General features: G+C 43.8%; 20 protein-coding genes and 3 tRNA genes. 11 read left to right on the forward strand and 12 right to left on the reverse strand.

The features are described from left to right. The 4 genes from ACKI39_RS00005 to ACKI39_RS00020 form a co-directional block, all read right to left on the reverse strand. The coding region (locus tag ACKI39_RS00005) for a type I restriction-modification system subunit M (RefSeq protein ID WP_407396418.1) at window positions 1-1243 on the reverse strand (1243 nt) is incomplete at its 3' end. Window positions 1244-1607: 364 nt separating this feature from the next. Further along, window positions 1608-1682: transfer RNA gene (locus ACKI39_RS00010), tRNA-Arg, on the reverse strand. A 46-nt stretch (window positions 1683-1728) separates the two neighbouring features. Next, window positions 1729-1813, reverse strand: a tRNA-Ser gene (locus tag ACKI39_RS00015). 32 nt (window positions 1814-1845) lie between these two features. Beyond that, window positions 1846-1930: transfer RNA gene (locus ACKI39_RS00020), tRNA-Ser, on the reverse strand. Between the two features lie 232 nt (window positions 1931-2162). On the opposite strand from ACKI39_RS00020, the gene ACKI39_RS00025 reads away from it, so the two are divergent. From ACKI39_RS00025 to ACKI39_RS00045, 5 genes are all read left to right on the forward strand, one after another. After that, window positions 2163-3902 carry an Hsp70 family protein gene (locus tag ACKI39_RS00025; RefSeq protein ID WP_407396419.1) on the forward strand — a complete coding sequence of 580 codons (1740 nt, stop codon included), beginning with the start codon at window positions 2163-2165 and terminating at the stop codon, window positions 3900-3902. A 2-nt stretch (window positions 3903-3904) separates the two neighbouring features. After that, window positions 3905-5947, forward strand: coding sequence for a flagellar assembly lytic transglycosylase (locus ACKI39_RS00030; protein ID WP_407396420.1), 2043 nt, complete (start codon window positions 3905-3907; stop codon window positions 5945-5947). A 93-nt stretch (window positions 5948-6040) separates the two neighbouring features. Further along, window positions 6041-7771 carry a cation:proton antiporter domain-containing protein gene (locus tag ACKI39_RS00035; RefSeq protein ID WP_407396421.1) on the forward strand — a complete coding sequence of 577 codons (1731 nt, stop codon included), beginning with the start codon at window positions 6041-6043 and terminating at the stop codon, window positions 7769-7771. Window positions 7772-7832: 61 nt separating this feature from the next. Beyond that, a complete protein-coding gene (locus ACKI39_RS00040; protein WP_407396422.1) occupies window positions 7833-8072 on the forward strand; it encodes a NifU family protein in 240 nt (79 codons plus the stop codon). Window positions 8073-8084: 12 nt separating this feature from the next. Then, window positions 8085-8642, forward strand: a complete 558-nt coding sequence (locus ACKI39_RS00045; protein ID WP_407396423.1) for an FKBP-type peptidyl-prolyl cis-trans isomerase — start codon at window positions 8085-8087, stop codon at window positions 8640-8642. On the opposite strand, the gene ACKI39_RS00050 is transcribed toward ACKI39_RS00045, so the two are convergent. The 4 genes from ACKI39_RS00050 to ACKI39_RS00065 are packed head-to-tail and all read right to left on the reverse strand — an operon-like array spanning window position 8639 to window position 12626. Next, window positions 8639-9208, reverse strand: a complete 570-nt coding sequence (locus ACKI39_RS00050; protein ID WP_407396424.1) for a shikimate kinase — start codon at window positions 9206-9208, stop codon at window positions 8639-8641. The genes ACKI39_RS00045 and ACKI39_RS00050 overlap by 4 nt on opposite strands. Window positions 9209-9213: 5 nt before the next feature. After that, entirely contained in the window at window positions 9214-9936 is a 723-nt protein-coding gene (locus ACKI39_RS00055) for an SAM-dependent methyltransferase (RefSeq protein WP_407396425.1), read from the reverse strand. 14 nt (window positions 9937-9950) lie between these two features. Further along, window positions 9951-11147, reverse strand: coding sequence for a TraB/GumN family protein (locus ACKI39_RS00060; protein WP_407396426.1), 1197 nt, complete (start codon window positions 11145-11147; stop codon window positions 9951-9953). Window positions 11148-11156: 9 nt separating this feature from the next. Beyond that, on the reverse strand, window positions 11157-12626 hold the full coding sequence (locus ACKI39_RS00065) for a tetratricopeptide repeat protein (RefSeq protein ID WP_407396427.1): 1470 nt from the start codon (window positions 12624-12626) through the stop codon (window positions 11157-11159). Between the two features lie 52 nt (window positions 12627-12678). Here ACKI39_RS00065 and ACKI39_RS00070 point away from each other — a divergent pair, with 52 nt between their 5' ends. From ACKI39_RS00070 to ACKI39_RS00095, 6 genes are all read left to right on the forward strand, one after another. Next, window positions 12679-14577 (forward strand): hypothetical protein, encoded by a 1899-nt coding sequence (locus ACKI39_RS00070; protein WP_407396428.1) that lies wholly within the window; start codon window positions 12679-12681, stop codon window positions 14575-14577. 212 nt (window positions 14578-14789) lie between these two features. Further along, on the forward strand, window positions 14790-16220 hold the full coding sequence (locus ACKI39_RS00075) for an MGH1-like glycoside hydrolase domain-containing protein (protein WP_407396429.1): 1431 nt from the start codon (window positions 14790-14792) through the stop codon (window positions 16218-16220). A 63-nt stretch (window positions 16221-16283) separates the two neighbouring features. Further along, window positions 16284-17816, forward strand: a complete 1533-nt coding sequence (locus tag ACKI39_RS00080; protein ID WP_407396430.1) for a Ppx/GppA phosphatase family protein — start codon at window positions 16284-16286, stop codon at window positions 17814-17816. An 11-nt stretch (window positions 17817-17827) separates the two neighbouring features. Continuing rightward, complete coding sequence (ppk1, locus tag ACKI39_RS00085; RefSeq protein WP_407396431.1) at window positions 17828-19915, forward strand: polyphosphate kinase 1; 2088 nt, start codon at window positions 17828-17830, stop codon at window positions 19913-19915. A gap of 9 nt (window positions 19916-19924) precedes the next feature. Further along, on the forward strand, window positions 19925-21166 hold the full coding sequence (locus tag ACKI39_RS00090; protein ID WP_407396432.1) for a hypothetical protein: 1242 nt from the start codon (window positions 19925-19927) through the stop codon (window positions 21164-21166). Between the two features lie 73 nt (window positions 21167-21239). Next, window positions 21240-21902 carry a hypothetical protein gene (locus ACKI39_RS00095; RefSeq protein WP_407396433.1) on the forward strand — a complete coding sequence of 221 codons (663 nt, stop codon included), beginning with the start codon at window positions 21240-21242 and terminating at the stop codon, window positions 21900-21902. 96 nt (window positions 21903-21998) lie between these two features. Here ACKI39_RS00095 and fabZ read toward each other — a convergent pair whose 3' ends face one another. The 4 genes from fabZ to ACKI39_RS00115 all read right to left on the reverse strand — a co-directional run bounded on the left by fabZ (window position 21999) and on the right by ACKI39_RS00115 (window position 26019). After that, on the reverse strand, window positions 21999-22430 hold the full coding sequence (fabZ, locus tag ACKI39_RS00100; protein ID WP_318690731.1) for a 3-hydroxyacyl-ACP dehydratase FabZ: 432 nt from the start codon (window positions 22428-22430) through the stop codon (window positions 21999-22001). 70 nt (window positions 22431-22500) lie between these two features. After that, on the reverse strand, window positions 22501-23745 hold the full coding sequence (gene fabF / locus ACKI39_RS00105; RefSeq protein ID WP_407396434.1) for a beta-ketoacyl-ACP synthase II: 1245 nt from the start codon (window positions 23743-23745) through the stop codon (window positions 22501-22503). 291 nt (window positions 23746-24036) lie between these two features. Beyond that, window positions 24037-24777, reverse strand: coding sequence for a 3-oxoacyl-[acyl-carrier-protein] reductase (fabG, locus tag ACKI39_RS00110; RefSeq protein ID WP_407396435.1), 741 nt, complete (start codon window positions 24775-24777; stop codon window positions 24037-24039). A 285-nt stretch (window positions 24778-25062) separates the two neighbouring features. Then, complete coding sequence (locus tag ACKI39_RS00115; protein ID WP_407396436.1) at window positions 25063-26019, reverse strand: ACP S-malonyltransferase; 957 nt, start codon at window positions 26017-26019, stop codon at window positions 25063-25065. Between the last annotated feature and the right edge of the window lie 323 nt (window positions 26020-26342).

Consider the following 26342-nt stretch of genomic DNA (forward strand, 5'->3'; position numbering starts at 1 on the left):
TGTCTTCGTCGGTAAAGTCGCGGTGCTTGCGGTCTACCATGGGGCCCATGTTGCGGGCATCTATGAAGAGTGTTTTTCCCGGTTGCTTTTTGTTACGGCTGATGGACCACAGGGTTACTGGAATTGTTACGCTGTAAAAAAGCTGGGTTGGCATGGCAACAATTCCTTCTATTAAATCGGGTTCAATTATCTTTTTGCGGATTTCACCTTCGCCGCTGGTCTGGGTGCTTAAGGCTCCGTTGGCAAGTACAAGTCCGATTTTTCCGTTTGGGGCTAAGTGATAGATCATGTGCTGGATCCATGCGTAGTTGGCGTTTCCACTTGGTGGAAGTCCGTATACCCAGCGTGGGTCGTTTGTAAGTTTGTCCTGTCCCCAGTTGCTTAGATTGAACGGTGGATTTGCCATGATGAAGTCGAACTTCTGTGTGGCGTGCAGGTCGTGAAAGAATGTGTCTTCCTGATGTTCGCCAAAGTTTGCATCGATTCCGCGGATTGCCATGTTCATCTTTGCCATTTTCCAGGTGTCGGCATTGGCTTCCTGCCCAAAGACTGAAATGTTGTTGCGGTTTCCTGCGTGTTCCTGAATGAATTTTACTGACTGTACGAACATTCCGCCTGAACCACAGCATGGATCGTAAACTCGTTTTCCTTCTGATGGCTTTAAGATGCTTACGATTGTTTTTACTACGCTGGCTGGTGTATAGAATTCGCCGCCTTTTACTCCTTCGTAAGAGGCAAACTGTGCGATGCAGTATTCGTAGGTGCGGCCAAGAAGATCCTTGCTGGCTTCCGTGTCGCTCATGTCCATGTTGGTGAAGATGTCGATTACATTTCCAAGAACACGTTTATCAAGATCTGGATTTGCATAATTTTTTGGGAGGACACCTTTTAGGTTTCTATTGTCTTTTTCCAGGGCTATCATTGCCTGGTCTAATATGGTTCCGATTTCTGGTGTGTGTGCTGCTGCAGCAATTTTTGACCAGCGGGAATCTTCGGGTACAAAGAAGATGTTTTCTGCTTCGTATTCGTCCGGGTCATTTTCAAAACCTTCGCCTTCTTCCACAAGTTCTGTGTATTTTTTTTCGAATGCGGCTGAAATGTATTTTAAGAAGATTAATCCTGTAAAGATTTTACGATAATCTGCTGCGGGAATGTGTCCCCAAAGTTCGCAGGCTGCTTCCCAAATCTGCTGTTCAAAGCCAAGGGTTGCTGATGAAGATTTTGTGGATTTTGCTTTTGCCATTGTGCTCTCCAGTTTTTTTAATGATTGATTATATCATGTTTTGTGGAGTAACAATAGAATAACACAAGGAATTCCGCTTCGAATCAAACTTATCCGTATCGATTTAAATAAAAAAAAAGCACCCGAAATTATCGAGTGCTATTTACGTGAGACTGACACGATTCGCCGCGACGGTCGCAAACTTCCTGTTTGCTCTCTCTGCGGCGTCTCCGTTCTCTTTCAACGACATCCTGTCGTTGAATCCTCATTAACGCTCCAAGTCTTCGCGTTCCTGAGGACCGTTCACTCCGCTTCGAATCATTGCTTTTACGAAGTCATTTTAAAATTATAAAGGCACCCGATTTTCTCGAGTGCCTTTTTTATGTGAGACTGACACGATTCGAACGTGCGACCCTCACCTCCGCAGGGTGATGCTCTAATCCAGCTGAGCTACAATCTCATAAGAACAAGAAACGCTGCTAAAGCAAGTATCCTTGTTCTAGTAGCGGAGACGACAGGGGTCGAACCTGCCCACCGCTTGCGCAAGTGACGGATTAGCAATCCGTTGTATTACCGCTCTACCACGTCTCCAATTCTAAAAAGCCTGCGGCCTTTTAGATTTACGGAGCGAGAGGGATTCGAACCCCCGGTGGGTCTCCCCACGCCTGTTTTCAAGACAGGTACTTTCGACCACTCAGACATCGCTCCAAGAAAGTAAGTGAATATTATAAAATATATTGAAATATGTCAAGAGAAAAAAAATAAAATGTATATAAAAAAATATAAAGATTGCTTACACATGGAACCGTGTCAAAGCTGCTCTGATGTTCTGCGTTGCTTTCGATAAAAAGATAAACAGTTTATCTAAAATTTCGACCGTAATTGCCGATAATCTAAGGGCAGAAGTTTTTTTTTACTACAAAGGGACAAAGAGGTTTATATGAAATCAATTGGAATCAAACTTGCAGACGGAAGCTTCTATCCATTGCTGGAAGAAGGAAATCCCGAAAAGAGAACGCTTGATCTTACGACTGTAATGGACAACCAGACAAAGGTTCAGGTTGAAGTCTATAGAACAGAAACTGGTTCCCTTGAAAACGCCGAGTACATCGACACTCTTGAAATCAAAAATCTCAAGCCCCATGAAAACGGAGAACCTACGTTATGTCTGGCAATCGACGTTGATGAAAACAATGAACTTTCTGCAGAAATCAGAGATCCTGAAACTGGCAAGAAAAGCGAGATTCAGGTGACTCTTCAGTCAAGGACCCTTGCAGGATTAAGCAATGCTGCCTTTGAGGAAGAGGAGGACGACGTGACTATTTCGGACAGCGACCTTGAAAAAGCAGGTCTTGATGATTTTGTAGAGAAGAAAGAATTCGAATCTGAAGAAATTCCACTTCCTGCGGAAGATTTTTCCTTTGATGAAGTGAATGAGCCTGCACATGCAGATGAGGAAGAAGAAACAACAGAAACTTCGGCATCCACTGCAGACGAAGACATATTCGGTGAGAACAGCCTGGACCTTCCTGAGTTCGGAGCAAAGGAAGACCCCGCTGCAGAAGAACCTGCAATTGAAGATATAACCATCGAAGAGGAACCTTCATTCGAGAAAGATCCAACAATCGAAGAAAGCGTAATCGATGAACCATTGGACGAAACGGAGATTGAAGAACCTTCATTGAGCGAGGATCCTGTTCTTGACGAGGACTTTGCAGCAGAGGAAACAACGGAAGAAGACACCGTCATGGAAGAGACAGAGAATCAGGAAGACGATTCATTCTCGACAGCCCTTCCTGACTTCGATGATTCAATGTTCGATGTTCCAGCAACAGAAGAAGAAACTGTAGAGGAAACACCACCTGCAGAAGAGGAATCAATCGACGACCTTGACCTTCCAGACTTCGATGACCTTGAGGCAACTGACCTTGGCGCAGATGATCTTTCAAGCACAACCCTCGAAGAGGATTCATCTATTTATGACCTTCCTGATTTTGACAGCGATGAATCATTGACAGATGACAGTGAAGACTTTACACTTCCTCCAGACTTTGATTTAAAAAATGATGGAGATGACAATTTGAATTTCGAAGAACAACCAAAGAATCCTACTTTTGCACCAAGCACAAGTATGTTCAGCAATCTTTACGACAAGGAAACTCTGGAAGGAACTTCTGGTGCCTATGATTACGAAGATGAAAAAGAAAGCAAAGGAAACTCTAAGGTTCCAATGATAATCTGCATCATCTGCGCGATCATCTGTATCATTGCAGTTCTCCTCACACTTTTCGTCATTCCTTCCAACCTCAACATCTTCTCTAAGTTCTCAAAGAACAAGGAAGTAAAGGTTGAAGTAATAGAAGAAGAACCAGAGGAACTTACAGAGACGGCAGAAGAAGAACCACCTGTATACACAGACATGAGTGAAGTCATATCCGCAAAGGAAGACACCATCGTTGTAGCAGAAACTCCAGCGGCTGTCGTACCGGCAGAACCAGAACCTTCTCCAGAACCAATTCCAGACATCCGCTACAAGATTGTCTGGGGTGATACCCTCTGGGATATTTCAACTGCATATTACAAGACTCCTTGGAAATACAAGAGACTTGCAAAATACAACAAGATCAGAAACCCAGACCACATCATCGCGGGAACATACATCCTCATCCCTGCTGAATAATAATGAAGCTTTCGCGCATAACCGTCACCACTCTATGTTTTCTTCTTGCTTTCTCAGGTTTTGGTTGTGCGCAGAATGATACCCTTCAAAAAAAGTACGGTGCCGACGCATCGTACTTCATTGCTTTAAACGCACTCCGGGAAAACAACACAAGCCAGGCGATAAGGTGCCTTAAGGACGCGGCAAAAAAAGGCAGTCCATTGATTTCACGCAAAGCAATGGAAAAGCTTACAGAAGTCGGTTCAATTCAGGAACGCACCGCAAGCTGCAGACAGCTTTACAAAACATTTTCTGATGAAAGCAGCCTTCTGCGCTATGCAAAGGAACTTTACAACCAGAAGGAATACTACAGTGTCATTTCAAAGACTGATTCCATAAATTGCAGGAACAGTGAAAACGAACTGGTCTACTACCGCTTTCTTTCCATGCTCAAAAAAAATGACTCAAGGCTTAAAAAGGAATTAAGGACATGGATTTCAGACCGTCCCTACACATCCTGGCACAGCAAATTCTATGTTGAATTCAAAAAGATAGAAGGTTCTTATTCCGACTCCCTTGCTGAATTTCGTTGGCTTGTCTACAACAAGGACTTTGCTGCGGCGACAGAAAAAATAAATTCAGTCCTTGAACTGAAGGCAAACAGAAAGCCAATTGTTTTCAGCGACACAGGAAAGGCACTTCTCTACGGCACAAAGGATTTTCAGTCCGCGGCAACCTTCATGGATTCACTCTGCAAGACCAGTCCTGAAAACTGCAGGTTCTACTGCAACTTCTACGCAGGACGCTTCTATGAAAAAAACGGAGACACCGCAAAATCATTGGAAAGATTCACTGCGGCAATGGAACAGGCAGAAAGCGATGCCTTGCGAGACAACGCATTGTGGTACATTTTGAACACAAGCCTCAAGGATTCAGCTCAGGATGCCTATGACAGTCTTTCTCTCCATCTGGACAATCTGAAGGACAAGGAGTACTACAACGATTTCTTCGACACTCTTTCCGTCCGTCTCATCTCGACACAGAAATGGGATCTGTACAAAAAGACCACGGATCTGATATGGAACAAGGCAAGTCCTGAAGTCTGCTCAAAATTCTCCTACATCACGGCCCGCCTTATTCAAACTGGATTCATTAAGAACGCTGCAGCTGGAGAAGCTTCAGAATATCTTAGAAAAGCACTGAACAGCGGAAGCGACCTTTACTACAAGATCCTTGCGATTGAAAAGCTTGGACTTACAGACAAGGACATAGAAAAAGAATTCTGCAGCATCGGCAACAGAATTGAAATCACGGCGGACACGGAAAAAGAAAATCTTCTTTACGGCTATGCTGATTTTGGTCTTGCAGAATATATCAACGACGACTATCAGGAATACAGGGAAAACATAAGCACAGAGTGTGCAAAAAAGATTGCACAGTTCCTGAGCAAATGTGGAACCGAAGATGAAAAATTCCTTACACAGAGCATACGCATTGCATCCCGCAGAGTTTTCAATTCGGAAAAAAATCCAGACAAAGAACTTCTTTCACTGGCATTCCCTCAGAACTACAGGGAAACTGTACACAAAACCTGTGATTTCTTTGAACAGCCTGAATATATTCTCTACGCCCTGATCAGAAGCGAAAGCTTTTTTGATTCCAAAGTCATAAGCCATGCAGGTGCAGTCGGACTTACCCAGCTGATGGAATCTACTGCAGGTGACATAGCAAAGAAGCTTAAGCTTACAGAATACGATCTTACAGACACAGACACAAACATCATGTTCGGTTCATTCTATCTTGAAGAACTTACCCGCCGTCTGGATGGCTCCATCATCCTTGCAGTCTTTTCCTACAACGGTGGAATCTCAAGGGTTCGTTCATGGGTAAAAAGCGCCGCCATGGAATTCGGCATGAAGAAAGTTCCTCATGATCTTTTCCTTGAAGCGCTCCCCTACACTGAGACCCGCGAATACGGACGAAAAGTCCTTTCCGCATCTGGAATGTACGGTTGGCTCTACTATGATCTTTCACCAAGCGACATCGCAAAAGAAATCCTTAAATAGAAACGAAACTAAAAGTCAATAGCTCTGAAAAATTGAAACATTCAATTCTTATCAATATACTATGGCTAATACGGAAGTTTTTTGGAGTTTAATATGGACGATCCATTCGCACAGGTGCTTCCCCAGGTAATGCACTTTGCACACCTTACAGGAACCCAGTTTGTTCTTCTTCTTGGAATCATCATGTTTTTTGGCGCAATCGGCGGGAGGCTTTTTCAGAAGCTTCACATTCCGCAGGTTGTAGGTTACATCGTAATTGGAATCATCATCGGCGCATCTGGGCTTCAGGTACTGCGTCCAGAAACAATCATCGCATTGAATCCAGTGAACACAATCGCTCTTTCACTGATCGGATTCCTAATCGGTGCTGAGCTTAAAATAGACGTAATCAAAAAATATGGAAGACAGTTCATTGGCATCCTGATAGGAGAATCGATAACCCCTTTCTTTGTAGTTGGAATTCTTGTTACAGCAATCGCCTATGCCTTCATGGGAAACTTCAAGACTGCACTTTCCTTTGGACTCATACTTGGCGCCATCTGTTCTGCAACAGCACCTGCCGCCACAACTGATGTCCTAAAGGAATACAGGACACGAGGACCACTCACGACCACAATCCTTGGAATCGTTGCGATGGATGACGCGGTAGCCCTCATTCTCTATGCCGTTGCATCGACCCTTGTGGCACCTCTTCTTGGAGGACACTCCGTTTCCCTTGGTTTTCAGCTTCTCAACATTGCAAAGGACATCTTTGGTTCAATTCTTGTAGGAGGATTTTTCGGAGCCATCGTAGCTTTTGTAATCAAGAACCTTATGCACGATGCAGGTAGAGTCCTTTCATTCGGTTTGGGAGGTCTTTTCCTTTCAACAGGTGTGTGCAACCAACTTGGATTGGACAACATACTTGCCGCCATGGCACTTGGTTTTTTCATGGTCAACTTTGCACCTGGAAAGACAAGACCTATTTTTTCTCTTGTTGAAAAATTCACACCGCCAATCTACGTGCTCTTCTTTGTTCTCGTAGGCGCAAAACTGAACATCTGGGTCGTAACACCTGTCCTTGGAGTTCTTGCCATCGTCTATGTCGCAGGAAGAACCGTCGGGAAATCCATCGGCTCAAGACTCGGCGCAAGAATCACAAAAGCTCCAGAAACAGTCCGCAGATATCTTCCATGGTGTCTTTTAAGCCAGGCTGGTGTCGCCATCGGTCTTAGCATTGCCGCAAGCAACGACTTTTCAGATTCTATCGGACCACAGATAATCCTCATCATCACTGCAACCACATTCATCGTTCAGCTTCTTGGACCTGTCTGCGTACGATACGGAATCAAGAAAGCAGGCGAAGTCGGTCTTGACGTCACTGAGGAAGACATACTCAAGACAACAAAGGTAAAGGATGTAACCTGGGGCACAGAACCACTTTGTTCTCCTGAATGCCCAGCAACGGTACGCGAGGTCGATACCCTGGATGTTGTCCTCCACAACTTTGAGACACACCACAACCAGTCATTCTCCGTAATCACAAGTGATACAAATGAGCTGATCGGAATCATCACCCTTGAACACCTCAAGGAAACACTTCAGATCGGCGAGATGGCAGATTCCCTTCTGGCCGTGGATATCATGGAACGTCCCCTATGCACATGTTCTCCTGACGAAGCTCTTCCTGATGTCTACAAAAAGTTCACAGAGTTTGATACGGAAACAATGCCTATCGTTGACAGTGAAATGCACTCATACGGCGTAATGGAAAAATTTGCCGTTGACCACTTCCTGCACACAAAGATTCTTGAACTTAACCACAAACTTGAATCCATGGGCTGATATAACATCTCTTCAATTGAATTTATTTTCTAATTTTAGTAACTTTAACACGGAGTTAATTATGGCAGACGAAACACTTATTGCTAAAGTAAAGGAAACACTTGATGCATTCAGACCTCAGCTTAATGCTGATGGTGGCGACATGGAATTCATCTGTATCGATGATGATAATAAAGTACACTTGAAGCTTACGGGAGCCTGTGGTTCATGCCCAATGGCAACCATGACCCTCAAGATGGGTATTGAACGCTACCTTAAGGAAGTATGCCCAGAGATCACAGAAGTTGTTCAGGACGAATAGACGGAGTAGACAATGACAGTAGAAAACGACAAGTACGTATCGATCAACTATACACTCAAGAACGATGAAGGAAAGGTAATCGATTCTTCAGAAGGAAAAGAACCTCTCGGATACATCCAGGGACGCGGAATGCTTCTTCCAAAGCTTGAGGAACAGATCACAGGAAAGAATCCTGGAGATAAATTTGAGACTGTCCTTGAAGCAAAGGACGGTTACGGTGAATACCACAAAGAACTCGTAACAGATGTTGACCGCTCAAACTTTGAGACTGACATGCCAATTGAACCTGGAATGATGTTCCAGGCAATGACTGCTGCAGGTCCCCAGATTGTTCGCGTTACAAAGGTTTCCGACGACAAGGTTACTGTTGACGGCAACCACGAGCTTGCTGGCGTAAGGCTCCATTTTGCAGTTGAAATCGTTGAAGTGCGCGATGCTACAGAAGAAGAACTCAATCCTGTCGGCTGTGGCGGCGGTTGTGGTGGCTGCGGTGGCGGTTGTGGAAACGGAGGCTGTGGTGAAGGCGGCTGCGGCGACGGTGGATGTGGCTGTGGTGGTTGCGGAAACTAAGAATTCACAGCTTCAATGATCTTGTCGGCGTTCTCGCTTTTTGAGGAACCAGACACATTGATGGTAAGGTCAACAAGTTCCTTGTAGACCTTAACCCGCTCAGAAAAGAAATCATGAAATATCATCCCTGCATCCTGAACGGTGCGGGGATTTTTTTTAGCAATGTAAGCTGGCATGTTGGACAATGTTCCGTCAGGTTCGACCTTTATCTCACGAAGGACCCTTGCCGTAGCGATTTTTTCTTCTACTTCAAGAAAAACCAATGTTCCAAAGGATTTGAGAATCTCTACAGCCTGAGTGTTGCCGCATATTCCGCCACCAGTGGCAATTACGGCGTTTATGTTCTTGAGGGCTGTTTCCTTCTTTACGAATTCACAGGCATTCTTTTCCGCCTCCATAAAACCTTCCTGCCCTTTCTCAGTGTAGATTTCACGAGGTGTCTTTCCTGTCATCTCCGCAATCACATCATCGGTATCATAAAAAGGAAGATTCAGTTTCTGACTGATAATCTTTCCCTGTGTGGACTTACCGCAATGCTTTATTCCCATAAGAACTATTGTCTTCATTTCATTCAGCCTTTATAGATCAAGAATATTGCAGGAACTTTCTGGATTGGTGGTTCTCCTGCTTTCTTCCACTGTTCCACTGTCATTGTCTTTATGTATTCATCTTTTGTCGTCATGCCTGCAGCAATGCAAACCCTTGTTTCTTTCTTAAGGCTCTTAACGATTGTCTCAAGCATTTTAAGGTTACGGTATGGAGCTTCAATAAAAAGCTGTGTCTGATCTTCCTTGTATGCACGGCTTTCCAGCTGATGAAGTTTTGAAACCCTTTCATTTGGCTTTACCGGAAGATATCCATTGAAGGAAAAACTCTGTCCGTTGAATCCACTTGCCATTACAGCCATTATCATCGACGAAGGACCAACAAGAGGAACGACACAAAGGTTCTTTCTTTGAGCCATTTCAACTGCGGCAGCTCCAGGATCTGCAACGGCAGGGCAACCAGCATCAGAAATAACTCCCATTGGAAGCTTCTGTTTTTCCAGGGGATCAAGAATCTTTCCGATGGTTTTCAGATCAGTATGTTCGTTCAATTCAGTAAAAGAAAGAGAATCAATGTCAATTTCTGAATCTGCCAGCTTTATGAAACGGATTGCTTCGCGACGACTTTCAACTATGAAATGTTTGATGCCCCGCAAAACTTCTTTGTTGTATGAAGGCAAAGACCTTTCGTAGGATGTTTCACCAAGAGTATTAGGAATAAGGTAAAGTGCAGGTTTAAAATTTTCCATACCAAAGTTCCAGCCTATTGTCCGTTAAAAATTCTGGAGAAGATTGCAACAAAGCTTGCTCCCCCAACAAAAGTTCCTATGCTGCTTCCAATTGAAGAAAGGAAGAATATCAAGAGTACCCTGAGAATTCTGTTCCTGTAAAAACCTTTGATTGAAGACGCATCATTCTGAAGATTTTCAATATCCTTTACTGTCGGTTTCTTTATCAATGCCTGAACTGCACCCGCAACAAAACCAATGCCAACGAACGGACAGAGGGATGTAAGCGGAGCACCAAGAATTGAAACCAAAACCGTAACAATATGGGCACCGCCTATAATGGCACCTATGCCTGCAAGGATTCCGTTCCACAGAACCCAGCTGCTCAAAAGTTCTGCTCCCTTTTCTTTTCCACCAATGACAAACCCATAGACAATGAGGCCAACAATCAGGGCAGGAATAAGCCATGAGATGATTCTGGACTTTCTGCTTTTCTCAGGAACTGTTTCAATCTCAGTAATTTCAGAAAGGCTGTCGTCATCGGCCATTTGTTCAAGATATGCTTTTACACCGCGTAGATGTCCTGCACCTATTACCGCAAACACCCTGTTACCATTACTGTTCCAGATTTTTGAAGCAATGTACCTGTCGCGTTCATCAATGAGAATTTCCTTTACAACAGGAAATGATTCCGAAAGTTCAGAAAGCATATTATCCATTTCGCTGGTCTGCTTGAGTTTTTCAATCTCCTCGCTGGACATTTCAGCATTTGTAAATGCGGAAGAACACAAAAAGGAAAGGAGCCTGAATTTTTCAGAAGAAGGAGTCTTTGCCCAAGCACGCCTCATAGTTATTGAAAGAGGACGATCCACAAGAACCTTTTCAAGTCCAAGTTCCTTAGCCATGTTTACGGCAGCAACCATTTCCTGCCCTGGCTTTGTGCCAGACTTGCCGCCCATTTTTTTCTGGTAGCCCGAAAGCACAACATTTGCAAGAAGAAGGAATCCCTGTTTCTCTTTGAGAACCTTGATGATGTCCATATTCTTCCAGCTGTCCGGATTTTCAATGCTTTCGTATCTTTTTTCATCAAGCTCTACGGCAATTACATCCGGATTCTGTTCTTCAATAACCCGTTCAACTTCCGCAATGCTGGCTTCTGAAATATGTGCCGTACCAAGGAGAATGAATTCCCTTCCGTTGAGCTCAAATTTATTCTGTGTCTGATTATCCATCACCAGTCCTTATTTGCCTGTAGGTTTATCCTTTATACGCCATTCTGCAAGGCGATATTCAAAGAACATAGGGCAGTTCATCGAAACGACTTTTGTATAGTATTCCTTTGCTCCTTCATCTGCACCGAACATGTCATAGAAAAGTCCAAGGTAGTAATACATCTTTCCCTGCTGGTTCCTGTTGTTCATGTTTCCGATTCTCTGCTTTAGAGGTTTCTCACCTGCCTTGTCGTGGAATGCACGAAGCATTGTATATTCAATGGAATTCCTGTCCATCTTGCGAAGAATCTGGTTGCTGAAATTCTTTGCTTCATTGTCATTCTTTTCCATATAGTAGCAGTAAGTGATCATGAGAGGATAGGAAATGTTTGTCTTGTTCCTTTCAAGACACTTCATGAAGGCTTCTCTTGCCATCTTCCAGTTCTTTTCATGAAGGGCAAGTACACCGATACTTTCATATGCATAGTAATACTGAGGATTAAGTCTGATTACTGTAAGATAATCTTTGATGGCCTCATCGAATTTTTCCTGTTCATCAAGAAGTCCTGCACGGTATGTATATGCAAGGAAGTAGTCAGGCTCAATGCTTATTGCCTTTGTCCATGCTGAAATGGAATTGTCAAAATGGCCAAGGTAGCGTTCGTACATACCCCAGTCCATGTTGCACTCATAGTTGTCAGGAGCAAGATCCAATGCCTTCTTTGCATTGTCGGACGCAACCTTATATTCGTCATTTGCAAAGGCAATCTTACCGAGATAAAGATATCCTTCGATGTTGTATGGGTTCACTTCAATAAGCTTGTTGAAGACTTCCTTTGCCTCATCGTCGCGCTCAAGATAGTATTCACACTGACCTTTTCCAAGAAGGGCATCCTCATTTTTAGGATCCCTGGCAAGAGCCTTTATATAGTAGTTCTTTGCCTGCTTGTAGTTTTTCTTCATGAGCTGTTCCGAACCAAGCTCAACGTTTGCGACAGGATTGTATGGATCCTTTGCGAGAAGCTGCTTCATATGCTGGGTCTTCTCAGCATTGTTTCCACGCATTTTTGCAATTGCAGCGGCAAGTCCAATCACATCCTGATTGTTAGGATCCCTTTCAGAAAGAGCCTTGCAAAGCTCCTGAGCTTCATCCAGTCTGCTTCCGCTTACACAGATGGCTGCCTTGAGAAAAAGAAGATCGAAGTCATCAGCAAGCTTTGGAGGAATCTTGTTGCCATAGAACTCCAACGCCGCATCAGGACCGTCAGATTCAAGGGTTCTCTGAAGATCGGAAACAAAATCAACTTTTGTATATTCCTTCTTTGCGGTTTTCTTTGGCTGCTCCTTTGGTTTCTCTGCCACCGATTCATCAATTGAAGGCTGGGAGGCTGGAGCTGAGCCACAGGAAGAAAAACCTATGCTCAAGATCACTGAAACAACACAAACAAGAATGAATGCAAGAACAACTTCTGTAAATGTTCCGTTAGACGATTTTTTCATACTACACCACTTATATTGAATTTTAAGTCTATAAAATATAAACTTTTGAAATATGCACAAACATCCGTTAAGAAAGTTTCTTGGACTGACAGTCCTCTATATCATAGTTATTGTCGGCATTTTCGTTGTTCAATTTAAGACTGAATCGGTTATTTCCAGATCTTTTGGAGACCTGAGCTATTCGGTTTCCCAGACACAGACAGAGAACAATGAGACAAAGCTCAAGAACCGTTTTTCAGTATCTTTCAAGGGACTTACCTTCAATGTAGACGAAAAGAATCCAGTTGCGGCCACGGACAAGAATGGAAACATCACGGAACTTCAGCTGAACGGCTATTCCGACAATTCCGCAGATTCAGTCCGCTTTACATTTGACAAGGGGAACAGCATCGAATTCCGTGGGGGAACAAAAGAAGACGGATTTGTGGACTTTTCCATCAGCACGCAGATTTCCGCCGAATATAAAAGCATTTCCATTCCATATAAAGTATCGCAGCAGTATACCTCAGAAGAGACATCCGCAAAATCAGCCTTCCTGCTCACATCAAAGAACGGAGAATTCATATTTACAGCACCAGCATTTGAAAACGCACGCATGGTGTTCAACGGAAGCGAATCAACGGCAAGATTTGCGACCTATGAAGCTACAAAGCAGTTTGAATTCGATCAGGTTGAAGGTTATGAAGGAGCTTCAGAGACAGCAGTTGCAAAGCTTTACGAAAAACTTCGCAGCTCAATGGTTTCAAAGGTTCAGTCGCTCCTCAATACTGCAAAGATCGATTCACTTTCAGAAATGGACATCGCAGCCTACGTTGCGGAACTTTCATCGCAGGGCAAATACAACCAGGCAATCGATTCTGTTCCTGATTCATTCAAGAAAGGAAACAAGCGTTCATACATCACTTCTCCTTTCTTCAACAACCTTGCGGTAATGTACAGAAGCCTTTCAATCCAGAATGAAAAATACAAGTCGCTTGTAGAGTCAAAAAGTCTTGACGTGTTCAACGTTGATGGAATCACCGACTACATCCTCCGCGAAAAGAAGACACAGAAAATCAAGGACCTCCTGCTGGTTCCATCCCAAGGTGAATTCAATGCCACGGTCTATCAGTCTGGTGGTATTTTGGATGTATATTGCAGGCTCTACGCAAAGGACAAGGCAACAGCCGCATACCTTGAGCCAGTGCTCAATTCCTGCATAGAAAAAATCAAGGCAGGCTGCCGACTTGAAAACGGAATTCTGACGTTCCAGGAAGAGGACGAATCAATTCTTTCCGTTGAGCAGTCTGTAATCGTAGGAAATGCGCTTGCAATGTACGGAAAGCATAAGAACGAGTCTTCTTATATAAAGGCTGGAAATCTTGCGGTCCACACGGCCCTCAATCAGCAGGAACCTGAAATCAGGACTCTTTCCGCAATCTATCATATCATGGCCCCAGACAACTTCTACATCCCACACACAGAAATCCTGGGCTATTACGGCAATACATGTGTATGGGTCTGGACCTGCGCAAAATCCGTCATCTATACGCATAAACCTGCTGACACCGCAAACATATTCATCGACTTCCCTCTCAACCTTACCCACTACATGATTTTCAACGGTGTTCCTAACTTTGGCGGAAGAATCGAAATCCAGGGACAGATGTTCCGAACAGACCCTCGCTTTGAGACCTACAATTCTTCTGGATATGTATACCAGCAGAACAGCAGGTCTCTGCTCATAAAGAGCCGCCACAAGTCAAAGATGGAGCTTATCCGCCTGTTCTATGAAGGAGCAAGGACCTACGAGACAACGGCAGATCCTGCAAAGATTCCAGAGCTTCCTAAGCCTGCACCTAAGGTGGAACCAAAGCCTGAGCCAAAACCAGCGCCAGAAGCCGAAGCTCCTGCAGAAGCAGAAACAGCACCAGCAGCAGAAGCACCCGCCGAGACAGAAACACAGAACTAAAGGACAAAAGTTAGGGCACCAGCTGATATTAAGTCGGTGCCTTTTCTTTTACAGTCAATGTCAAGCAAAAAAACGCAAATTCCTCAAAAAAACAGCAAAATTCATAACTTTTTTTTCAAAAAAATAACCATATTGCAATTTTTTATGCTATAATATTAAAAGCCGTAACAAGCGTTAAAAATATTATAAAAAGTAGTTCAACAGGAGTAATTGTGAACAAGCGTGATTTCCCAAAAATCCATTTTTATGATCAGGATTTCGTAGACATATATGACAAGACATGGAACTGGCTCTCTGAGTACTGGATCAACCCAGAAACAGATGAAAAGGATTCCGACGGCTATTTTGTCTATCAGACAGAAGATAAATACATCCTGGACCAGACTGAATCAATTTTCTCCTCATTCTTCCTTGTTTACTCCAACCGTAATTTCCCTGCAAGCAAGAACATAGACTATTTCTATGCACGTCAGGAAGAAAACGGTGCAATCCGATGGAAGTATGACATAAAGACAGACAAGCCTGTAATCGACAAGAAAAACCCTGAAGGTGTAGGACTCCCTCTCTTTGCTTGGGCAGAATTCAATCTCTACCACAAAAGCGCAAACAAGCGCCGAATCAAGGAGATCATGCCTATCCTCCAGAAATACATGAACTGGCTCGACGAAAACTTCAAGCAGCCCAACGGACTCTACGCCGCCCCTCATGAAGCTTCCACAATGTTCAACTCTCCTCGAAAGGGATGCCATTACCCAGTTGATTTCAACTGCTGTGTTGCAATCAACGTGGCACATATGTCCGCATTGGGCGACATCCTCAACGACAAGGACTTGAGCTTTCAGTACAAAAAGCAGTATTTCAGCCTGAAGACAAGAATAAACGGTCTCATGTGGGACAACGAGACTGGTTTCTATCATGACCTGGATAAGAACGAGCAGAAGCTTCCACAGAAGACCATCGCTGGCTTCTGGCCTTTGCTCGCAGAACTTCCAAATGCCGACAGAGCTGACGCTCTCATCGCACATTTGACGAATCCAGCTACCTTCGGAACAGACAACCCATTCCCAACATTGAGCGCGGACAGTCCTGACTTCAAGGAAAATGGAGAAGGTTTCAAGGGTTCTGTCCTCGCACCGTTCAACTTCATGGTAATCAAGGGACTTGAGAAGTACCAGAGATATGCCTTTGCCCGCGAATGTGCAATCCGCCATATGTACTACATCCTTGAAGGACTCAGCCCTGCAAGCACAAAGCAGAAGGGCGACCTTTACGAAGCTTACAAGCCAAACGAATATGGTCCTGCATCCTGCCGCAGCGAAAAAGACTTCCCAAGAAAGAAGTTCCTCCATTACACAGGACTTTCGACAGTTGCATTGATGATAGAAAACGTAATCGGACTAAACATCAGCTTACCTCGCAAGACTGTAGACTGGATCATTCCAAACTTGGAAATCATGGGAATCGAAAAGCTTTCCCTCAAGCGCAACCTTATCACGATACTCAGCAACAAGAGCAAGCGTGGATGGGAAATTCAAATGGAAAGCGAAAAACTCTACTACTTTACAATCAACATTCTGGATCAGAAGAAGAAGACACTGCCAATCCCAAGCGGCAAGTGTTCAATGCTGATCGACAAACTTTAATATAAGGCAGAAGCAGTTCCCCGTGTTTAGCACGGGGATTTTTTTAATACATCCGCAGGAAACATGGTACAGGCAGTCATAGAAATCGGATCAACAGGAATCCGTCTCCTTGTCGCACAAAGTTCAGGCAAGGGAAAACAGCAGAAATTCACCATACTCGATAGGAGCGACAATCCAGTCAATTTGGGGCGTGATGTCTTTACAACAGGAACCATCAGCCGCGAAACCCTCGTGGCATCCCTAAAGATTCTCGAGAGGTACAAGGAACAGCTTGCGTCCTATGACATTCCAGACGAAGAAACGACCGTCATTGCAACCAGCGCCGTAAGGGAAGCCGCAAACCGCGACCCCTTCGTAGACAGGGTAAAGGTACGTACTGGATGGTCGGTCAAGGTATTGGACGGCATCGACGAAAACCGACTTATGTACATTGCGGTTGCAGACAGGCTCAAGGATGAAAGCGCAAGCGTAAGGCAAAGTAATTCCATCATCCTTGATATCACTGGCGGCGCAACTGAAATGATGGTCATGGAAAAAGGAAGGATCGTAGGCGCGCACAGCATCCGTCTCGGCACGATCATAGTCGAACAGATGCTCCATTCCATGATGGGAACCATGGATGATGCCAGACGATTCATCGGAGAATACATAAGAAACACAAAAAAGACCCTTTCAAGCGAAATGAACCTTAAGAAAATTCAACATTTCATCGTGCTTGGAAAAGGCATGCAGAAAATCGCAGGAATCATAGGAACTTCTGTTTCCAGTTTCCTTTGGGAAATGGAGCGTACAGAATTCGATTCCTTTGCCGACAAGGTCCAGAACTATACTCCAGAAGAAATCATAGAGCAGTTCAAGCTGACCTATCCTGAAGCCGTTTCCTTTCAGGTTTCCCTTGTGGCATATAAGCTTTTCCTTTCACTTACGAATGTAAAGAAGATCATCGTAGCTGACACTACTACCCAGATGGGGCTTCTTCTCAGCCGCAACATAAACACAAACGAAGAAATCATCGAGGACTTCAATCAGCAAATCGCCGCGGGTGCAAGTTCACTGCTCAAGAAATACCAGGGTGACCAGCAGCACGCGGAATATGTAAAGAACGCAAGCCTTAAGATATACGACGCCCTTGAAGACGAGTTGGGACTTGATCGTCACGCAAGGACCTTGCTAGAAGTAAGCGCCATACTTCACGATGTTGGAATGTTCATCCGTGCAGACGACCACAACATCCATGGAAAATACATAGTCAACAACAGCGAGATTTTCGGTCTGAACAGGGATGACAAAAGCCTTGTCGCAACCATTGTCGGATACCACAAAGGAACACGACAGCCGATGAACGAAGATGATGTAAAGCTTCTTCCCCGCTCAAGCAGAATGATTGTCCTTAAGCTTACGGCAATACTCCGACTTGCAGATGCAATGGACAGAAACCACAGACAGTCTCTTAAGGAATTCAGGATTTCAAAAACGGCGGACACCTTCACCATCAGAACAAAGGGACATCACAATCTTTCAATGGAAAAGCTTGTCCTTGAACAAAAGGGAAGTCTTTTTGAAAACGTATTCGGTTACAAAATCGTACTTCTCTAGGAGCCACTTCAATGCAAAAATTTTTCAACAGAGAATTAAGCTGGATAGAATTCAACGCAAGGGTTCTTTCTGAATCCCTGAGGAACGACGTGCCTCTTCTGGAACGACTCAATTTTCTTTCAATCACAGAATCAAACTTTGATGAATTTTTTCAGGTCCGTGTCGCTTCCCTCAAACGGCAGAACACTCCAGAATCAAAGTCAATACTCAAGAAGATTTCGGAAAGAACAAGACAGCTTATAAAGCTTGAATATTCAACCCTGATGAACATGATCCTACCAGAGCTTAAGGATGAAGGAATAGAATACATAAAGCCTTCAAACTACACACCTACGCAAAAAGCATTCTGCGAGAAATATTTCAAGCACGACATTTTTCCTCTTCTTACTCCTTTGCGGACAGACACGGAGTTTTTTCCTCGAATCGGAAACCTGAACCTCAACGCCGCTTTTCTTCTTGAACGCAAGGAAGGAATCGGAACAACAAAAAACGCACTGAGCACAAAGGATGATGAAATCGTAGCTCTTGTTCAGATTCCAGGTACCGTGCAAAGAATTCTTTGGATTCCTTCAGCAGGCAACAAGAAACAGTTTGCACTTCTTGATGACATCATCTGCATGTGCGGAGCATCACTTTTCCCAGGATACTCTGCAAAGGAAACTCTTGTATTCAAGATTGCCAGAGATGCAGATCTGGCAGTAGATGAAGAAGCTGGACAACAGTTCATTCAGGCAATGGAAGAAGTCCTGGTCAAAAGACAAAGCTCCTTCACAGTCAGGATGGAATACAATTCTACCAGCGAAAAAATTCTTGAGGTCCTTAAATCAAAGCTAAAGCTTACCGATGACGACCTTTATGAAATCGACGGCATCATAGATCCATCTTCACTTAGTGAGCTTCAGAACATAGAGAATTCAGAAATGTTCAAATACCCGACATGGAGGAATTTCAATTCAAACGTATTGCCAGAAGAAGGATCCTATTGGAATACGCTTAGACAAAGAGATGTCCTTCTGAACGTTCCTTACGAAAGCTACGATCCAGTTGTAAAATTCATATCGCAGGCAGCGCACGACAAGAATGTCCTTGCAATAAAGATGACCCTTTACAGAACGGGAAACAACAGTCCTATTGTTGAATCCTTAAAGGAGGCTGCACAGAACGGGAAACAGGTCACTGCATTCGTTGAACTAAAAGCCCGCTTTGATGAAAAGAGAAACATTTCCTGGGCAGAAGAACTTGAGCAGGCAGGTGTAACAGTAATCTATGGAATCGTCAACCTTAAGGTCCATGCAAAGATCTGCCTTGTGATCAGAAAAGAAAGCGACGGAATAAGACGATATGCCCACATCGGAACAGGAAATTACAATCCAAAGACCGCATTGATATATCAGGATCTTTCTGTATTTACAAGCAATCATGATATCGTAAGCGATGCAACCCTATTCTTCAACGTAATCTCTGGCTACAGTGCAATTCAAACCATGCATCACCTTTACATGGCACCTGTAAGCCTCAAGGCAAAAATCCTTGAACTCATACAACGCGAAATCCAGCAGAGCTCAAAAGAAAAGCCTGGACACATAATCGCCAAGATGAACAGCCTTTGCCACCCAGAGATAATCGAAGCACTTTATGAGGCAAGCAAGGCAGGCGTAAAGATCGACCTAAACATAAGAGGAATCTGCACCTTGATCCCAGGCATAAAAAGACTGAGCGACAACATAAATGTAGTAAGCGTAATCGACAGATACCTTGAGCATTCAAGAATTTTCTATTTCCAGAATGGCGGACAGGAAGAAATTTACCTTGCAAGCGCAGACTGGATGGAACGAAATCTGGACAAGAGAATTGAACTCATGATCCCCATTACTGACAGAAACGTATTCAAAAGCATCAGAAAAATTCTTGACATGTACTTCAAGGACAACTGCCGCAGCCATGTCCTCCTCAAGAACGGAAAATGGAGAGCAAACATACCGACAAAAAGGAATAAAGCCTACCGCGTACAGGAAGAACTCTATAAGCACTACAAAAGGCACCGTGAAGTCAAGAAAAGCCTTTCCAATGCCGAATTTATAGTAAGAAGGAAGAATTAGGAAAAACATATGAACTTGAGCAAGAAAACAATCATAATCTCATTGGCAGGTCTCATTCTCTTATTAGGTGGAATCATTGCGTTTTTGCTATGTAGGACATCTCCAAACACAGTCAAAATAGCATTCCACAAGATTCCACAGGAACAGGAAGAAATCATCAGAAGCATACTTATCGGTTCCGTCGATGACAATGGCAAGACATCATTTAAGTTTTTTGATAAAACAGAACAGCCTAAGAAAGCAGATATCGTTTTCACGCAGATGGGACTTTCTGCTGATAGATTGATTGAATCAATTCCAGAGAATAATAGGAACAAGATATTTTTTGATGCGGAAATAATTTCAAACACATCTATGTCTGCTGCAGAATTCGCCCTCAACTCAAAAGGTTCTGGAAACAAAAAAGTTTCGCAGGTTCCACTTTATTTTGACGGCTATGAATTGCTCATTTCAATACAGGCATTAAGCGAAACAAAAACAGAATATGTATCTTCATGGACAGAAATTGAAGACTTAGCTTCAAAGGCAAAAACTTCCGCCTCTGGAATTACTTTTGCTGGAGGAGATGCAGATACTCTTCTTGCTGTCATAAGCGCCATCACAGAATCCTTTGACGGAAAGGAAAAATACAATGCAATCATTGAAAGGATCAAGGAATATGACGGCCCGATGGAGAACCTGATGGAAACCCTTCTCATTGAGGACGAGTCATTTCATGATGCCATATACCGCATAAGTGCCTGGAAAAAGAAGGGGCTCATAAACCCTGAAATCTTAAGCAAGACCAATGAAGATATATTAAAGGTTATAGAACTCTATAAGACAGCAATCATCATCATGCCTCTTTCTGAGCATAGGAAACTTCCAATCAGCATAGCAAAATATTTGACGACCCTTCCTATACATTCAAATGAAACCAATTTCTATTTTCCGTCCATGAGGCCTTTAAATACAAGATCGCTTATAGCCCCTGCAGTCGCCATGATTTCTTTGAGTAAAAGCAAAGAAGCAAAGAAAGCAGTAGGACACCTTATGAGCCAGGAAGCACAGGAAGTGATTGCTTTCAAAACAGGACTCGCTCCTTTTCTTGCAAACAGCAAAATACCTGACATACAAAGCGATGATCTAAGATTCTGGATCGCGGCAACATCAGAACCCTCATTGCCGATTGGTGCTGCAGCTTTTAGCGATGAAAAGAAAAAGGAAGACTTCGCTGAGGCCATAAGAAAATTCATACTAGATTCCAAATGAATCCCATAGGATGGATTTATTTACAACTTCATTGCTCTTGACGGAGTGAAAAAAATGTCATTAAATTTGTCCTATGATAGTTGAAAAGAAAGAGATTATTGAACTCCAGAAGCATATTGAACGCAAGATCAACGAGATGAACCTGTCTCCAAAACCTGATTCTGCAAAGATCTTTGACCTTAACATGCTGGACTCAAACATTTCCCTCTTTCTTTTAGGTGCGGAATTCAAGGACGGTCCTCTTGAACTTACGGCAAAAGACAAGCTTATCATTGATGCCCTCCGATCCTATAGAAATTCTTCAGTAAAAGAAATGGACATCACTGACGTGGCAAACGACATTGCCCTTGCAGCCACGGAAATACTTGACCTCATCAACATGCTTGAAGATCGGGTTGCAAACATACCTGAAAAAAACTTCACAGGCAATGTAAAGATGAGGCTTGATTCAGCATTTGAGACCATCCGACAGTTGACGGAACTGAAGAAATCACAGAAAAAACTTATAAAGGAATGGCAGACTTCTGAAATTCCTTTGCCATTAACAAATGCTGGAAAACTTCTTGGGCGTGTAAAGTCAGAAAAGAAGGCGGCAGCTTCCAGGGAAAACGGAAAGAAAGGCGGAAGGCCTAGAAAAGATGGAAGCAGTGTAAAAAAGTCAGCCTCAGAAAAAAGCATTGCCAAGGCATCTAAAAAAGCTGTCTCTAAAAAAACGACCGCTTCAAAGAAGAAATAAAGTTTGATTAGCTTTTGTCTCACGGTTGCAAGCAACCGTGAGACAGTGTTTAGTTGGCAAGGCCAACTAAGCAAATGCGGTCGCTGCGCAATCTATTTAGTTTGCTTTCCCTACCAAGCACATCCATTCAGCCTCAGCACAAAGAACATCGCCGACGTAGGCTTTGCCGGACTGCTTGATCATCTTTGGGCTTACGCGGAGGTTTGTGATTTCCATGCGAACTTTGTCGCCTGGGCGAACCTGGTTGCGGAACTTTACCTTGTCCAAAGTTGCAAAGAAGAACAATGCGCCGTCTTCAAACTTTTTCTGGTAGCTGAGGGCTGCTCCACCTGCCTGTGCCATTGTTTCACAGAGGATAACGCCTGGTACTACAGGATATTCAGGAAAGTGTCCCTTAAAGAAAAATTCATTTTCTGTAAAAGTATGTTCGCTAACGCTTCCGTTGTCATCGCAGCTGATGATTTCATCTACGAAAAGAAATGGATCGCGATGTGGCAAAAGTGACTTGATATCTGTTGTTACTGACATGTTTTACTCCTATAAAAAAAGCAGGGCATTTGATAATCTCAGCAGCCCTGCTCTATTACTAACAATTCAATTAGTTTACTTTCTTGAATACTACGATACCGTTGTGTCCACCGAAACCGAAGTTTCCGCTCATTGCAACGTCAACTGGCATTTCAATACCCTTGTTTGGTGTGTAGTTGAGATCACATCCGCCTTCTACATCTGGGTTGTCAAGGTTGATTGTTGCAGGAATGTAGCCATCCTGAATTGCCTTTACACACATAAGTGCTTCGAGAGAACCTGCGTTTCCAAGACAGTGACCTGTCATAGACTTTGTAGAAGAAATGTGGAGGTCCTTTGCAGCATCGCCGAATGCAATGTGGAGCATCTTTGTTTCACCAGAGTCATTCTTTGATGTTGATGTTCCGTGTGCGTTGTAATATGTAACGTCCTTTGGTTCAACACCAGCGTCCTTCATGGCCATTGTCATAGCCTTTGCACCGCAGATTCCATCTGGATTAGGAGCTGTAAGGTGGTAAGCATCAGAAGATGAACCGTAACCTGCAAGTTCACAGTAGATCTTTGCACCACGAGCCTTAGCGTGTTCATATTCTTCAAGAACGAGGATTGTAGCACCTTCACCCATGATGAATCCGTCGCGATCCTTGTCGAATGGACGGCAAGCCTTTGAAGGATCATCAGCCCACTTTGAAGAAAGAGCGTGAAGAACTGTGAAAGAAAGTGTACCGAATCCACAGATTGTGCTTTCAGCACCACCAGCGAGGATTACATCGTAGCGGCCTGAGCGGATAACATCGAGTGCGTTTCCAAGAGCATCTGTACCAGAAGCACATGCTGTAGCAACTGTGTGTGTTGCACCATGGAGACCAAACTGAAGGGAAACGTTTGCTGCAGCCTCGTTAGGAATGAGTTCTGGAATTGTCATTGGTGGAACACGTGTATATTCAGAAGAAATATAGTTCTTCATGCTTGCTTCTGTAACATCAAGACCACCGATACCAACACCAAGGTAAACAGCTGTATCGTCGAGGATATCCTGCTTCCCCATAAGTCCTGAATCATCGAGAGCCTGCTTTGCTGCTGCAACTGCAAACTGTGTAAATGGAGCCATCTTGCGTGCTGATGCGCTGTCCATATAGTCGTCAGCCTTGAAGTTCTTTACTTCTGCGCTGTACTTTACCTTGAAAGGACCTACATCATACTTTGTTGTTGTTGCGATACCACACTTTCCAGCCTTAACGCCAGCCCATGTTTCTTCTACTGAATTTCCAAGTGGTGATACACAACCAAGACCTGTTACAACTACTCTTCTCATAATATTATCTCCTAATCTCATAGTTATGGAAAAAGCACTCCCATTGAGAACCGTGCCAAGCCTGCTCCGGTGTTCCCTGTCCACCCGTAAGGCTGAGGGCTTCACCCTCAGAATCCGCGTGGGTCACAAGTCGCATTTTGTCACGAACCTCAATTCCGCACTTTTTCCGTCGTATATTATTTGTCGATACCATTATTTCGTTTTAAGGAAATAAAGTAATCTTCATTCTTAAAAAGAAACGAGGCGAAGCCAAATTTCTTTTAAATCCATAATTATGAATTGCTTAAGTGCTTAAGCTCCCATTCCGCCGTCTACGCCGATAACCTGACCTGTGATATATGTCGAAAGGTCACTTCCAAGGAACAATGCTGCGTTGGCAATGTCTTCCGGTTTTCCAGCTCTCTTGAGAGGAATCTTTTCTGCCATGGCAGCCTTTACTTCATCCTTAAGAACATTTGTCATGTCTGTTTCGATGAATCCAGGTGCAATTGCATTTACGCGAACTCCGCGAGCACCAACTTCTGCAGCGAGAGACTTGCTGTATGCAATGAGACCACCCTTTGATGCTGAATAGTTAACCTGTCCGCCGTTTCCGTGGATTCCGACGATAGAAGACATGTTGATGATTGAACCTGCGCGCTTTCTGATCATGTCGTTTGAAACAACCTGGCTGATGAGGAATGCTGATGTAAGGTTGATGCGGAGAACATCGTCCCAGTCTTCCTTCTTCATTCTGAATGAAAGACCGTCGCGTGTGATTCCTGCATTGTTTACGAGTACATCAAATCCACCTGCTTCTGCAAGGGCAGCCTTTACGACTTCTGTTACCTGTTCTGCGTTTCCAACATCTGCATAGATTTCATGGAAAGCAACTCCGTTTTCCTTTGCAAGGGATTCAAGAGCGTCTTTGTTTGCAGAAGGCTTTGAACAAAGTCCCCATACTTCACAGCCGTTCTTAAGATAAACTTCTACAATAGCCTTTCCGATTCCGCGTGAAGAACCGGTGATAAGGGCTCTTTTTCCTTTAAGCATAAATAAACCTCCATAAATACATGCTCCCGTCAGGAACCGAGAAGCCCTGCTCAAGGTGCTCCCTTTCCTCTTAATAAAGCTGAGGGACGAGCCCTCAGATTTTTATTGGGTCGCAAAGTCGCAGGTTTCTCGAACCCTGACTCCGCATGTATTTATAATTTTTAATAGTTAAAGAGAACAACCATTAAAAGGTTCTTCTCACAAAATCTTGGGAGAGAGAAAATCTCCTTCCTAAGTTGGGTCGCAAGTCGCATTTTGTCATGAACCTGCTCTCCGCATTTTGATTTACAAATTGCTGATTGTTTCTGCTGTGTTTACTGGTGTTGCGGCAATTCCGGCTCCGAATTCTGTCTGACTCCAGAGACCTGAAAGTACCTTTCCAGGACCTACTTCAAGAACTGCAGAGTTTTCGATTCCGTCTTCCTTGATTACACCAGCAAGGCAAGCTTCTTCATCAGTCCAGAGAACTGGGTGTGTAAGGTGAAGAACTGCGGCCTTCTTTGCCTGATCTCCATCAAGAACCTTTCCGCCTGTTACGTTAGAAAAAAGATTGATTTTTGGATCGTTGAACTTAACATCTGCAAGGAACTTTTCAAATTCAACTGCAGCATCCTGCATGAGTGGTGAGTGGAATGGACCTGCTACCTTGAGGCGAACTGCACGGCGTGCACCGGCATCCTTTGCAGCAGCTTCTACCTTGTCGAGGGCGTCGAATGTTCCGCTTACAACTGTCTGCTTGTCGCTGTTCATGTTTGCAGCATATGCATCTTCGATTGGTTCTACGAGAGCCTTTACCAGATCCTGTGAAAGGCCAAGCACTGCTGTCATTCCAGGTGCATGACCTTCGCTCTTTGCTGCGATTTCTTCGCAAACCTTCTGCATGATGATACCGCGCTGGCGAACAACCTTGATTACGTCTTCGAATGAAAGAACGCCTGCTGCATAAAGAGCTGGGAATTCACCGAGAGAGAATCCCATTGCAGAAGAAGGTTCGATTCCCTTTTCCTTGAGAGCTGCCATTGTTGCCAATGAAGCTGCTGTGATTGCAATCTGGCTGTTGTCGCTTCTTGCAAGGTCCTCAGGTGTTGATTCCCACAAAAGCTTTGCCATATCAAGACCAGTGATTGCCGAAATGTCGTCGATCACTTTTTTTGCTGCAGGAGAACTCTCTGCAATATCCTTAGCCATACCAGGTGCCTGAGCTCCCTGTCCAGGGAACAAAAATGCATACTTCTTTGACATATTAACCTCATTGTAAAAGTGTAAGTTACATTTATTATGACAAAAATAGAAAAAATGTCAAGTATAAAGATTTCTTACCTATCCTGAAAAACATACTCCCGTCAGGAACCAGAAAGCCCTGCTCCGGGTGCTCCCTTTCCTCTCATAAGGCTGAGGGACAAGCCCTCAGATTCTCAATGGGTCGCAAAGTCGCAGTTTTTCTGAACCCTGACTCCGTATGTTTTTCATATTATGGAGAAACAATACATCTGCCCTTTTTTAGGTGGTAGAGAGGGCGGGTCCCTCCTTATCATTCATCACTGTGTCTCACCACATTTCCTATG

It is taken from the genome of Treponema sp., from assembly GCF_045641405.1.
Lineage (GTDB): Bacteria > Spirochaetota > Spirochaetia > Treponematales > Treponemataceae > Treponema_D.

Coding starts and splice junctions, on each gene's coding strand:
- ACKI39_RS00095 (WP_407396433.1), top strand. CDS start 21,240: ATGATAGTTGAAAAGAAAGAGATTATTGAACTCCAGAAGCATATTGAA.
- ACKI39_RS00040 (WP_407396422.1), top strand. CDS start 7,833: ATGGCAGACGAAACACTTATTGCTAAAGTAAAGGAAACACTTGATGCA.
- ACKI39_RS00055 (WP_407396425.1), bottom strand. CDS start 9,936: ATGGAAAATTTTAAACCTGCACTTTACCTTATTCCTAATACTCTTGGT.
- fabZ (WP_318690731.1), bottom strand. CDS start 22,430: ATGTCAGTAACAACAGATATCAAGTCACTTTTGCCACATCGCGATCCA.
- fabG (WP_407396435.1), bottom strand. CDS start 24,777: ATGCTTAAAGGAAAAAGAGCCCTTATCACCGGTTCTTCACGCGGAATC.
- ACKI39_RS00025 (WP_407396419.1), top strand. CDS start 2,163: ATGAAATCAATTGGAATCAAACTTGCAGACGGAAGCTTCTATCCATTG.
- ACKI39_RS00045 (WP_407396423.1), top strand. CDS start 8,085: ATGACAGTAGAAAACGACAAGTACGTATCGATCAACTATACACTCAAG.
- ACKI39_RS00080 (WP_407396430.1), top strand. CDS start 16,284: ATGGTACAGGCAGTCATAGAAATCGGATCAACAGGAATCCGTCTCCTT.
- ACKI39_RS00030 (WP_407396420.1), top strand. CDS start 3,905: ATGAAGCTTTCGCGCATAACCGTCACCACTCTATGTTTTCTTCTTGCT.
- fabF (WP_407396434.1), bottom strand. CDS start 23,745: ATGAGAAGAGTAGTTGTAACAGGTCTTGGTTGTGTATCACCACTTGGA.
- ACKI39_RS00115 (WP_407396436.1), bottom strand. CDS start 26,019: ATGTCAAAGAAGTATGCATTTTTGTTCCCTGGACAGGGAGCTCAGGCA.
- ACKI39_RS00060 (WP_407396426.1), bottom strand. CDS start 11,147: ATGGATAATCAGACACAGAATAAATTTGAGCTCAACGGAAGGGAATTC.
- ACKI39_RS00090 (WP_407396432.1), top strand. CDS start 19,925: ATGAACTTGAGCAAGAAAACAATCATAATCTCATTGGCAGGTCTCATT.
- ACKI39_RS00065 (WP_407396427.1), bottom strand. CDS start 12,626: ATGAAAAAATCGTCTAACGGAACATTTACAGAAGTTGTTCTTGCATTC.
- ACKI39_RS00070 (WP_407396428.1), top strand. CDS start 12,679: ATGCACAAACATCCGTTAAGAAAGTTTCTTGGACTGACAGTCCTCTAT.
- ppk1 (WP_407396431.1), top strand. CDS start 17,828: ATGCAAAAATTTTTCAACAGAGAATTAAGCTGGATAGAATTCAACGCA.
- ACKI39_RS00035 (WP_407396421.1), top strand. CDS start 6,041: ATGGACGATCCATTCGCACAGGTGCTTCCCCAGGTAATGCACTTTGCA.
- ACKI39_RS00050 (WP_407396424.1), bottom strand. CDS start 9,208: ATGAAGACAATAGTTCTTATGGGAATAAAGCATTGCGGTAAGTCCACA.